This window comes from Oleiphilus sp. HI0123, from assembly GCF_001635315.1.
On record NZ_LWGE01001331.1, the window covers coordinates 1 to 11,394 of the forward strand.

General features: G+C 44.4%; 12 protein-coding genes. 3 read left to right on the forward strand and 9 right to left on the reverse strand.

The genetic code is table 11. The annotated features are described in order from the left end of the window. The 5 genes from A3761_RS16470 to A3761_RS16490 all read right to left on the reverse strand — a co-directional run. Positions 1-507: SDR family oxidoreductase (locus A3761_RS16470; RefSeq protein WP_156491899.1), on the reverse strand; the 507-nt coding region annotated here is incomplete at its 3' end. A gap of 12 nt (positions 508-519) precedes the next feature. After that, positions 520-975: a nuclear transport factor 2 family protein gene (locus tag A3761_RS16475; protein WP_082865183.1), complete on the reverse strand. Its 456-nt coding sequence runs from the start codon at positions 973-975 to the stop codon at positions 520-522. 15 nt (positions 976-990) lie between these two features. Then, the gene (locus A3761_RS16480) at positions 991-1,983 is read right to left on the reverse strand and encodes an acyl-CoA desaturase (RefSeq protein WP_068515410.1); all 993 of its coding nucleotides are present in this window, start codon (positions 1,981-1,983) and stop codon (positions 991-993) included. Next, positions 1,980-3,443 (reverse strand): deoxyribodipyrimidine photo-lyase, encoded by a 1,464-nt coding sequence (gene phrB / locus A3761_RS16485; protein ID WP_068515415.1) that lies wholly within the window; start codon positions 3,441-3,443, stop codon positions 1,980-1,982. The genes A3761_RS16480 and phrB overlap by 4 nt, the downstream gene beginning before the upstream one ends. Positions 3,444-3,528: 85 nt before the next feature. Continuing rightward, on the reverse strand, positions 3,529-4,518 hold the full coding sequence (locus A3761_RS16490) for an NAD(P)/FAD-dependent oxidoreductase (protein WP_068515418.1): 990 nt from the start codon (positions 4,516-4,518) through the stop codon (positions 3,529-3,531). 135 nt (positions 4,519-4,653) lie between these two features. Here A3761_RS16490 and A3761_RS16495 point away from each other — a divergent pair, with 135 nt between their 5' ends. Together A3761_RS16495 and A3761_RS16500 are read left to right on the forward strand one after the other, a co-directional pair. Beyond that, entirely contained in the window at positions 4,654-5,247 is a 594-nt protein-coding gene (locus tag A3761_RS16495; RefSeq protein ID WP_082865284.1) for a sigma-70 family RNA polymerase sigma factor, read from the forward strand. Then, entirely contained in the window at positions 5,214-5,858 is a 645-nt protein-coding gene (locus tag A3761_RS16500) for a ChrR family anti-sigma-E factor (protein WP_068553795.1), read from the forward strand. The genes A3761_RS16495 and A3761_RS16500 overlap by 34 nt, the downstream gene beginning before the upstream one ends. A 232-nt stretch (positions 5,859-6,090) precedes the next feature. Here A3761_RS16500 and A3761_RS16505 read toward each other — a convergent pair whose 3' ends face one another. Beyond that, complete coding sequence (locus tag A3761_RS16505) at positions 6,091-7,287, reverse strand: PQQ-binding-like beta-propeller repeat protein (protein WP_068554924.1); 1,197 nt, start codon at positions 7,285-7,287, stop codon at positions 6,091-6,093. A 332-nt stretch (positions 7,288-7,619) separates the two neighbouring features. On the opposite strand from A3761_RS16505, the gene A3761_RS16510 reads away from it, so the two are divergent. Beyond that, entirely contained in the window at positions 7,620-9,302 is a 1,683-nt protein-coding gene (locus tag A3761_RS16510) for an NAD(P)/FAD-dependent oxidoreductase (protein WP_068515429.1), read from the forward strand. Positions 9,303-9,388: 86 nt separating this feature from the next. Here the strand turns inward: A3761_RS16510 and folE are convergent, their stop codons facing one another. The 3 genes from folE to A3761_RS16525 form a co-directional block, all read right to left on the reverse strand. Next, positions 9,389-10,039 (reverse strand): GTP cyclohydrolase I FolE, encoded by a 651-nt coding sequence (gene folE / locus A3761_RS16515; RefSeq protein WP_068515433.1) that lies wholly within the window; start codon positions 10,037-10,039, stop codon positions 9,389-9,391. Continuing rightward, positions 10,032-10,427: a dihydroneopterin triphosphate 2'-epimerase gene (gene folX / locus A3761_RS16520; protein WP_068515436.1), complete on the reverse strand. Its 396-nt coding sequence runs from the start codon at positions 10,425-10,427 to the stop codon at positions 10,032-10,034. The genes folE and folX overlap by 8 nt, the downstream gene beginning before the upstream one ends. 52 nt (positions 10,428-10,479) lie before the next feature. Then, the coding region (locus tag A3761_RS16525; protein ID WP_068750530.1) for a sigma-70 family RNA polymerase sigma factor at positions 10,480-11,394 on the reverse strand (915 nt) is incomplete at its 5' end.

Here is an 11,394-nt window from a genome sequence, read left to right on the forward strand (position 1 = left end):
TAAGCACTCGGTAAAATATCGTAGTGCCGCTTTTGAAGCGCCGTAGACATGTGCTCTGGGAAGCGCTTGATAGGTGACGCTGCTCGACATCACGACCAGTTTTGGCGTTTTTCCTTGTTTGGCGGATTCGCGCAACAGGGGCAGCGCTGCATTGATGGTCGAAACAGCGGCCGTGAAATTGGTGTCCATCACGCGTTTGATACTGCTCATATCAATTTCGTCTGAATCGATATACTCACACGTACCCGCGTTCACGACGACCATATCAATCGACGGATAAGTGCTTTGCAGCTTTTCTACGACGGCTTGGCAAGCACTATCATTGGTGATATCTAGCGTTTGTGGCTCGCACTTTGATGGTGTCTGTCCGCACAACGCGTCTAGTTTATCTTCTGAGCGAGCGCTTGTTATGATTGATTTATCAAACTTCGCCAAGGCGGTGACGAGCGCTTTTCCAATCCCGGTGCTAGCACCAATTACCCAAATACGTTCAATATCATTCAGCATTGTCGGCTCCTGCTACTTCATAAAATATTTTAGAGTTTGGATAAGTTTCCCCATGACCGGTATGTGCTCATAGAGCAATTGCCCGCCATCAAAGTAGTCTCTGTGGTAGTACACTTTGTCGTTGAAACGTATTAGGCTTGCCCCTTCAATCGTGATTATTCTGCCTTTATTTAGCTTCGGGTGAGCATATTTCATGGTCCAATTTAACATGGCATCATTGTCTTTAACCCACTGGTCATGGAAGGTGAACTGGCAGGAAAGTAAGTTCTGATACAGTGACGCGCAGTACCCTTGAAAGTTAGCTACGCCTTCTATCCGATGAAAGCTATCTTCGAATAATACGTCTGGTTCGTAGACTGCTTCAATGATTCCACTATCGCAGTTATTCGCATCGAGCGTGTGGAAGAGGTGCTTGAATCGCTCTACAACATTAGCGGGTGTTTCTGACTTTATAACGACGACTGACATGATGATTGTGCCTTTTTAAGTATGAACGTTTATGCTTGAACGTTTTTGTCTACCTTCTTCTAGGATACGAGAAGGCACAGGGTTCAGATCAGAAATAATTCTAAAAAAGCTCAATAGACGCAGTATCAAGTAAGAAATATCAATCTCCCACCAGTAGAAACCCTGCCTTGCAGAGACGGCAAAGCGGTGATGATTGTTGTGCCAGCCTTCTCCCAGGGTAAGCAGTGCAAGGAAAGCATTATTCCGACTTTGGTCTTTTGTCTCAAAGCGCCTTGATCCCCATACGTGACCAAGAGAGTTAATGGTGAAGGTGGCGTGAAACAAAAATACTGTAGAGATAAAGAAGCCCCAAACCAGAATTTGTAAACCATTAACGCCTGAGTTTGGTAAAGCATAAGCCAAGTATTCACCCAGCATGTACATGCCGATTGCGAAGAGAACGGGCACTAGGCTATCAAAGCGATTTAGAAAGCGGAGTTCAGGGAACTTCGCTAGGTCTTTTATGACACTGTAATCGGTTTTAAACCCTTCATCGCTCATGAACCATCCGACGTGACTCCACCAAAAACCATGAGCAATGGGAGAGTGTAAGTCTGACTCTTCATCTGAGTGCTTATGATGATTCCGGTGATGAGCGGCCCACCAAAGCGGGCCTCTTTGAGACGCTGAATTGCCTAGCACGGCAAAACAAAACTGCCAAAAGCGGTTGGCCTTGTAACTCTTGTGAGAAAAAAAGCGGTGATAAAACGCGGTGACCGCAAACATCCTTAGCCAAAAAGCGGCTAAACAGATCGCAATGGCGACGGGGCTCCAGCCTGTCCAGATGACACCTAGGCAGCCTAAGTGGACGGCAATAAATGGCATGCAACGCATCCAGTTTACGGTGTTGGTAGCGTGCTCCCTTTTGGGGTCAGGTGAGTAAGACTCAGAGTCAAACCAGCTAATAAGGTTACCTATTAGCCTTGTTGAGTGACCCGCTTTAGTCTTACTGCTCGGTGTATCGTTCATGAGTAATAGTCCAAAAGAGGAAGCTGTTCAGTATCAGCTTGTTTGTGAAGCGATTTAAATGCCGCTTTCGTTTGTGACGTTGCCAGGGCGTGTTCGACTATTTCTGCGGGGTAAGCGCATGCAGCTCTCTGTTCTTTAGTTGGTTGGTGTATTGACTTGCTATCCAAGGTTTGTAGTTCAGGAACATAGCGTCTTATAAACTGTCCTTGGGGGTCAAAGCGTTCAGACTGGCGTGTGGGGTTAAAAATTCTGAAGTAGGGAACCGCGTCGACGCCTGTCGAGGCTGACCATTGCCATCCACCATTGTTGGACGCCAAATCACCATCGACTAGCATTTCCATAAAGTACGCTTCACCGAGTCGCCAATCAATTAATAAGTGCTTTGTTAAAAACATCGCGGTAATCATGCGTAGTCGATTGTGCATCCAGGCTTTTTCTTTTAATTGGCGCATGGCAGCATCAACGATGGGGTAGCCTGTTTTTCCAGCCTTCCATTGTTCAAACAAACGATGGTCTTTACGCCAAGGTAGCTGATCTGTTTCTTTCTTAAACGGCTTATGCATGCTCAACCTCGGATAAGCGTACAAGAGGTGGCGATAGAATTCTCTCCATAGTAGTTCGTTTATCCAGGTGTTGACGCCTTCATTACGCCCTTCAAACTCGCCTTGATTATAGCTTAGTGCTGATCTTAAACACTGTGATGTGCTTACGATACCCGTTGCAAGATAAGGAGACAGTGAACTTGTCGCGTCGAGCGAGGGAATATCTCTGGCCTTATGGTAAGAGGCTGCGCGTTCTTCCATGAAGTTATTAAGTAGCTCGTGAGCGTGATCTTCTCCTGCGGGCCAATGATGGTCCCACCGAGAATCGACTTGAAACGTCGCAACATTCAAGTTTGGTGCTTTGACTGTTAAGGGCGGTTGTGGCGAGGGTTTGTTGACCAGGTGCCTGGATAAAGTCTTCGACTGCTTTAAAAATGCACGTTTAAATGCCGAGAATACATGATAGTAGCTTCCCTTCTGGTTCCTCAAGGTGCCCGGAGAAACGATGCATTGATCATGAAAAGATTGGCTGATAATGCCGTGATTACGTAAGTTTTCAGATACCGACTTGGCGAGTCGGCGCTCGTTCAGTCCATAATCTTCATTGTAGAAAAGGTGAGAAACTTTCAGCTGGCTGGCAAACTCAGAAATACTCGATTCCAGTTTTTGCATGGATTCTGCTGTAAGAACATAAAAGGGAACGTTAAGCTCGCTGAGAGCGCCAGAGAGTATTTCTAGTTGGCGCAGGATAAGAGATCGTTTAGCTGGCGACTCATTGTGGGCATCCCAGGTTTCTTCAGATATCACATAAACAGCAATGCTAGGCCCGGATGACATGGCAGCCGAAAGCGCCGGGTTATCATAAACCCTTAGATCACTTCTAAACCAGATTAGGTTGAGTAAATGTTCTTGCGTCATCTTATATTATCCCTTTTTGTTGCTATTTTATGTTGCCAATATCTTATACTACGAACCTTGTATATCATACGCAGGCCGAATGAAATTAGATCTGTTTTGCTACCGATATGCCACTTAAATAGGCGCACTCAAGTCCGTGGCGGGATTGATTCGTGGCAAGATAGTCTCCACTGAGGTGTATTTTTTCACTACATGTAAGGTAGTTCTCTTTATTGTCGATGGGGGTATTACTCGGCAGAGAATATAGCCAGCGATGTAAGTGTGAAACGATGATATCTATTTTTTGTTCGCATAGTGCTTCGAACTCACTCAATAGATAGCTTTCAACGCGTGTTCGTTCCCAATTAATTGTTTCTTGGCTCCACTCTTCGCCAGCTTGGACTTGATAGTACTGCACTGAATCGTCTGGCTTAGCACCTCGTTTAACGTGCTCTGGCGAAATTGACTTAATATTTGGGTGCTGTGCAGAATCTATTTTTAGTTCTGTACTGCTACGAACGGCCAAGAGAAGTACCCATTGTGGTTCCATTTTAATGTGCTCGATTAGAGGGCAGAGACTATTGCCTTTGGGTAATAGGTCGTAAGCTTGTTGAGGTGGCGTTGCGATTACAATGTGCTCTGCTGTGCAGAACAGCTGCTCGCCAGTAGGTGATTCAGTGTAAACCTGCCAAAGCTCACGTTCCTTTTCGAGGCGACAAACCCGGGTGGAAAAGTGAATGTTCAGGTCTTTAGCAATGTGGCGCGTGATGCTGGAGTTTCGCTCTCGGCCAACATAGTACTCTGGCTGATTGGCGCAGGGAACGATAAGCTCATCGGCCAGCCACTTATCAAGTTGAGCTTTAAATTGTGGTGTTTCGCTAGAGAAACTAGGGCAGCCGAGGTCAAACGTAAGGCTTTGGTCGTCAGGTAGTGGTAAGCGCTTTGATGAGAGCCTGCCGCCAGTTCCGCGTGACTTTTCGACCACCGCTACCTTTTTGCCTCTATGTTGTAACTGCTTAGCAGCCGTTAATCCTGCCATGCCTGCACCAATTATGACTACGTCCATAACTGTGTCCATAACTACGTCTGATTTCATGTCTCACCTAAGTATTAAAAGATTCTACTAACTATACGGCATAGCTCAGATATTGGATTTATGGGTTTACCCAAATAGTAATATGCTTTACATTTCAGGAATGATTCAAACGTAGATTTCTTGCAGGAAGGCCCGGTGGCTACCATCACTCCAGAAAACCAAAAGTTAAACGCCTTGTTAATGAGTATTGCTCAAAATCAAGACCGTAGTGCGTTTATAGAACTATTTAACTTAAGCTCTGCACGCTTGAAAGCGTATGCCATTAAGTGTGGTTCGAACTCAGCAGATGCCGAGGAGCTATTACAAGAGTGCATGTTAACCGCATGGCGAAAAGCGCATACCTTTAAGCCAGAATCCGGCACTGCGATTACCTGGTTATATACGATTGTTCGTAACAAACGTATTGATATTGCACGTAAGGGTCGCCCTGATTTGGTCCAATCTGATGACTTGTTTTATGAAGAGGGTGGTGAATCTCTAGAAAGTGAAGTCGAAAGTGATCTAAATGCGCTGATTGTTCGTAACTTAATCACAGCCTTACCTGACGAGCAAAAACAGATTGTCTACAAGGTTTACTTTGAAGGGAAATCACACAGTGAAATTGCAGGGGAATTGGACTTGCCCCTTGGCACGATTAAATCGAGACTCAGACTAGCAATGAAAAAGCTAGATAACTTGGCAAAAGAGCATATGACATGGCTAATTATCATCCTTCCGATGACCTTTTAATGCAGTTCGCTGCTGGGCAGGCACCTAATGCTTTGGGTATTATCGTTGCTTGTCATATCGAAACTTGCGGTTCGTGTGCCGCAAAAGTACGACGTTACGAAAGCTTAGGCGGTGATATATTATCTAGCCTGGAGCCTGAGCCGGTTGGCGCGAACGTACTAGACAATATTCTCGCGCGGCTTGATGATCCTGTCGCGAATGACAAACCTTTGAACTCAGCGAATCAGCAGGTCGAGATTCCACCGCCACTGAGGCGGTTTGTTGATAAAGACTTCGACCAGTTATCGTGGTCAGGCTTTTCAAGCAGCATAAAAGAGTTTGTATTACCTATTTCCGATGAACGCTACACCGCTAAGTTTTATCGAATCGCTGCAGGCAAAGAACTCCCAGAGCATACACATGAGGGCAATGAATTTACCTTGGTGATGCGTGGTAGTTTTTGCGATAAAGCAGGTGATTATCATAAAGATGATTTCATTTTGGCCGACACCCAGACTATTCACCAGCCAAGAGCGCATATGGAAGAAGACTGTATATGCTTTGCTGTGATGGATGCTCCTTTGAAAATGACGGGCTTTTTTGGTCGAATGTTGAACCCATTCCTTCGTTGACAGAGTATTTCGGATTAGCCTCTTAGCACTTACCTTAAGTAAATTGAAGTGCCGTCGTTTAGGGTCATGCATTGCGACAATTGCGGGGTTTTCTTTCCATGGTTTCCGCGTTCTTACAAAGCCTCAAGGCATAACCTAGATTTCATCGCGAAGGCCTATTCCATCTAGGCCTTCGCTTAACACCTCATATTTAAACCTGTTCAATCTGTTTTAAGGGTGAGACTGGGTATTTCTATTGGTTCAAGAACTTCGCTAAATAATGTTGAATTTCACCGTCCTTGACTGCGCTATATCCAATGTACATATTATTGCCTTCTAATGCGATGGAGCCTGTCGTGATTTGAGTGCCTGAGGTCGCTACGGTTGCACCGATGAACTGGCCACTTGAATCAAATTTCTCGTTGTTACCACCACCGACAACATACACTGCACTGTCTTCATCAAGCGCTAAGTCTTGAACAATATTTTGGCTCGTGGTTTGCCACAGCTCTTGCCCTTGCTCATTCAATTTAACTAGGCGTCTGGACTTGTCGTTAGAAAGGCTGAGCACTACATTGTCTCGCCAATCTGCCTTCAGTAAAGCCGGGCCCGGTAGTCCATAACTTTGTTGTGGCGGGTAGTAGGTTTTACTCCAGGATGGTTGACCGTTTGGACTGATACCGGCTATGCGTGTTGAATCATCTTGTTGATTGTGCGCGATAACAATGCTGTCATCAGATAGGACTGCGAGAGCGGCTTGAAGGTAAAGGTCTGCAGGTAAATCAACAGCCCAGGCCAGTTGCCCTGCAGCATTGTATTTCGCTGCTTTTTCTGCGCCGACAATATGGATGTCGCCGGCATCATTAACCTCGATATCCCATGCTTTCTCATGTTCAATTTTAAGTTGTTTGACGCCATCTAAGTTAAACACTTGGGTGGCAAAACCTGTAACATATAACTGGTCTTGATGGATCTCTAGATCGCGCGCATCATCGTGTTTAGATAGCTCAATAGACCACACTAGTTCTCCATAAGTATCTACTTTAACGAGGAAAGAGCCATAGCGTTGAATGTCATTTTCGACAATATAGCTAACACCAATGGCATAGCTGTTACCGTCACTATCTAGGGTGAGATCAGTTATCTTATCGTCACTTCGATAGTTGCCTTTCGCAAGGTCAATATCGGTTGACCAGATTAATTCACCATCACTGCTTCGCTTAACCAGCAAAATATTTTGTTGGCGGTCCGTGCCTGTTCGGATCGTTGATCCGCCGCTGATTATTTCTCCATAACCATCGACGGCGACATTTGATAGCCACTCAACTCGAGATTCATTGCTACTGGCATGAGAGTAATATTGCTCCCATTCTGGTGTGATTTCATTCTTACAGGCAGTCAGTAGGGTAAGCGGAAGCAATAAAGATAATGTTTTAAGGTGTAGGTTCATACGTTTAATAAAACTCCATGTGTGTATGAAAAGAGGTTGTAATGTTTTAAAAACAACATTAGGTGTTGGAATATAGTGATAAAATTTAGTATAAGCATACTAAAATGTTATCTGGTTAACGGTTTTTTGTTTAATAAGGTGTTCTTAGCCCACTTAAGGTGTCGGGAGCACACAAAAACTATTTTGATACTGACACTATCTTCCTGAGCCAACTACCTATAATCTTTACGATGTAAGTTTTTTGCTGTATGTGATGATTCAATACTTAAAATAAATCGTAATAATTGGATTATGTGATTTAACCATTAATTATCCATGTAGGAATTGCTCTTATGACTAAGGAATCCGTTCAGCCTCTCACGAATAAGAAAACACTCAAACCCAGTACGCTAAGAGTGGGCAAACGCTATCGCTCATCGCGTGTCGACGGTCATTATGATGCCGTTGTCATTGGCTCGGGTATTGGCGGTATGACCAGCGCAGCTATGCTGTCTAAGGCTGGGTTAAAGGTCTTGGTATTAGAGCAACACTACACCGCTGGAGGATACACTCACAGCTACTCGCGCAATGGCTACGAATGGGATGTAGGTGTTCACTATATCGGTGAGATGGGCAACCCTAAATCACAAATGCGCAGAATTTTCGACTTTATCACTGACGGTGAATTGAAATGGGCGCCACTAAATAGCAATTACGATCGCTTCCACTTTGGCGAGGATGTTTACAATTTGCGCGCGGGTAGAGATTGTTTCAAACAAGACTTGTTAAAACACTTTCCCGAAGAAGAGCTAGCGATTGATTCCTATCTGAAAATGCTAGATGCCATTACGCGGTGCATGCCCCTTAAGGTTATGGATAAGTTGATGCCAACCTTACTTTCTCGGCCCTATAAGCTGCTCAAGCGTTTCGGCCTGCCTGACTACTTCAACAAGACGACTTATGAAGTCTTAAGTGGACTGACCTCAAATGAAAAGTTAATTGGCGTCTTAACAGGGCAGTGGGGCGATTGTGGTTTACCTCCTAAGCAGTCGAGCTTTTTAATTCATGCACTGATCGCTCGACATTACTTATCGGGTGCTTACTACCCAGAAGGTGGTGCCTGGAAAATAGCCGATACGATTATTCCTGTTATCCAACAGTCAGGTGGTGACTTGCTTACTTATGCAAGCGTCGAAAAAATAGTCGTTGAAAAGGGCGTCGCGTTGGGTGTCGAGATGTCTGATGGTCATATCATTCACGCAGATAAGGTTATTAGTGCTGCAGGCGTAATGAATACCTTTCAAGACCTGGTTCCGCAGGCGCTGAGCAAAAAGTTCTCTTATGATAAAAAGCTGCAAGAAGTTGAATCATCAAAAGCGCACTTGGGAATGTATATTGGTTTGAAGGGCAGCACTGAAGAATTGAAGCTACCCAAGACGAACTTCTGGATCTTTCCTGATTATGACGCCGATAGTGCTTTGGATGCGTTTGAGAATGACAAAGATAAGCCTTTGCCTGCGGTGTATATTTCATTTCCGTCTGCAAAAGACCCTGAATGGCAGCGAAAGAACCCTAGCAAGTCGACGATAGAAATCGTTGCGCCTTGTCCTTATGAATGGTTTGAAAAGTGGGAAGACCAGCCATGGGGGAAACGAGGCACGGACTACGAAGCACTCAAAGACATGTTTACCGAGCGTATGCTGAAAGCACTCTATGAAAAAATGCCTCACTTAGAAGGTAAAATCGACTATCACGAAACCAGTACGCCCTTGTCGACAAACTTCTTCTGCGCCTACAAAAAATGTGAGCTCTATGGACTTAATCATGACCCTTCTCGTTTTGAGCAAGACTGGCTGCGACCTGAGACGCGAATTCCCGGCTTGTATCTAACTGGCCAGGATGTGCTTAGCTGTGGCATTGGTGGCGCGATGATGGCAGGAGTGATGACATCGGTTAGTGTGCTGGGTTGGAAAAGCTACAAGCTACTTAATCGCTTTGGCTTGCGCGATAGGATTGGTTTGGCTGTGCCTGTTTAGGCGCAGCGCTGCTTGCTATCACGCCGATAGCTCTGGGGATAAACAGCGATGGTGTTTGTCCCCGCCATTGATTGTGTAGCAATCAATTATTGATGGGCCTCTTGTAGAAACTCAGCGCGTGTCTGTGGGTTGGTTTTAAAGGAACCTCCTAAGGCTGTCGTTGATGTTTCAGAGTTTGCATCCATAATACCTCGGGATTTAACGCAATAATGTGTTGCGTTAATTGATACTGCGACGTTGTCGGTATTGAGTAAGACTTGCAGCGCAACTAAAATTTGCTTTGTTAATCGTTCCTGAACTTGAGGGCGCTGTGAAAAAAACTTTACGATACGATTTATCTTGGATAAGCCGATGATTTTTTCTGCGGGAATATACGCGACTTTAGCTAAACCATCGATCGTGACGAAGTGGTGTTCGCAAGTACTTATCAGGTTAATGCGACTGACTTTAACCATTTCATCGACATTCATTTTGTTTTCGATAACCGCTATTTTGGGAAAGTTCTGATAGTCCAGGCCAGAGAATATCTCCTCCAAGTACATTTTTGCGATTCTGTGTGGAGTTTCAGCCAGGCTATCGTCTTGAAGGTCTAGCCCCAAAGTTGCCACGACCTCGGCTAATAAACCCTTAATTCGCTGATATTTTTGTTCGTCAGTGTATGGCGTCTGAACAAGAGGCGTTTCAAGTCCCATTTCAACTAAGGTGCTTTTAACTAATTGGGCTTCAGGGCTAAGCATGGGCATAGTTCTCCAAAGTTTCAGGTAGGATTGAGGCCTGCATTGTCAGTGATACTGAATCAGCAAACCGGAGCGCGTGTGGTTTCTCAACGTTTACTTTGGCGAAGGTGGTGTGGGGACTCGTGGTGCAAATTTGCAAAATTTCTTTTACAAGTCGCTCGAGTAATAAGAATCTGCCTTCTTCAACAAGTTGAATGATTCGCTTGGTAATGATCTTATAGTCCAGCGCGTCTTTCACCTGATCTGATTGCGCGGCTTTATTGGCAGAATAATGTAGTTCGACATTCACGACGATATCTTGTTGTTTAATTTTTTCTTCTTCATTAAAGCCGATAAATGTTCGTAAGCGTAGTTTGTCGATTTTAATAATCGCATTTGATAAATTCATAGTCCGTTTCCTCTCATTATTAATCATTACGAATCAAATTGAATAATGGATCTCAATTGCCATTGCCCAGATCGGTGTCTGGTTCATTTTCTAAGATTGTGTTCAGCTCTTTTTCAGATTGAAGCGATAATTGGCGAACCCTTTCAGATGAGATGAAGAGTATCTCGCTGATCTCTTTTAGCGTGTAGGTGCGGTTGATTCCTATGCCGTATCGCATTCGGAGTATGGTTTGTTTTCGTAGATCTAAGCTCCCTAGGATGTTTTTTAGGTCTCGTTTGTACAGGAGCTCCTGTGTTTTTAGGTCTTGTTCGTTTTTTCCAATGAGTTCGTGTTCTTCAGGTTCTGGAGACTGTGCATACCATTCTGTGTTAGCGGTCGCATGAGTATTTAATTCGACATAAGGTGCTTTATTACTGATGTTATCTGGCAAACTCGCTCTAAACTCATGGCTTCTAGGAGGTCGTGATAGCTGCTGTTCTAGCTTTGCCCTCGTTTTGTCGGCAATTGCTTTATCGCGGAGTTGATCGTAAGGTTTACGAACGACACTTGCTTGCTTTTCGATAGCCGCATGTATGTGATGACTAATGGCAGTATAAGCATAAGTCGAAAAGAGGAACCCCTTACTGGGATCAAAGCGCTCAATGGCTTTAAGTAAGCCGATACTGCCTTCCTGCACTAAATCGTTGTAAGGCATTCCGAGGAATCTAAATTTGCCAGCTACGCTAAAAACAAGCTTCAAATTTGCAGTTATTAGTTCATTACGTTCGCTCTTATATTGTTTACTTAGTTTTTCCAGCGTGTGGACCTGATCACACAGAAGAAATTGGTCTGCTGTGTTTTCTTGATTGATGTGTTCGTTGATAACTTTTATCACTAGGTGGCGAGGGACTTTCCAAAGTGAAAGGTTTTTTTTCAGCTTTCTGCTTACTGCTTTCCTCTGCTGCTTTGAACCTTCGATATGGTCGAT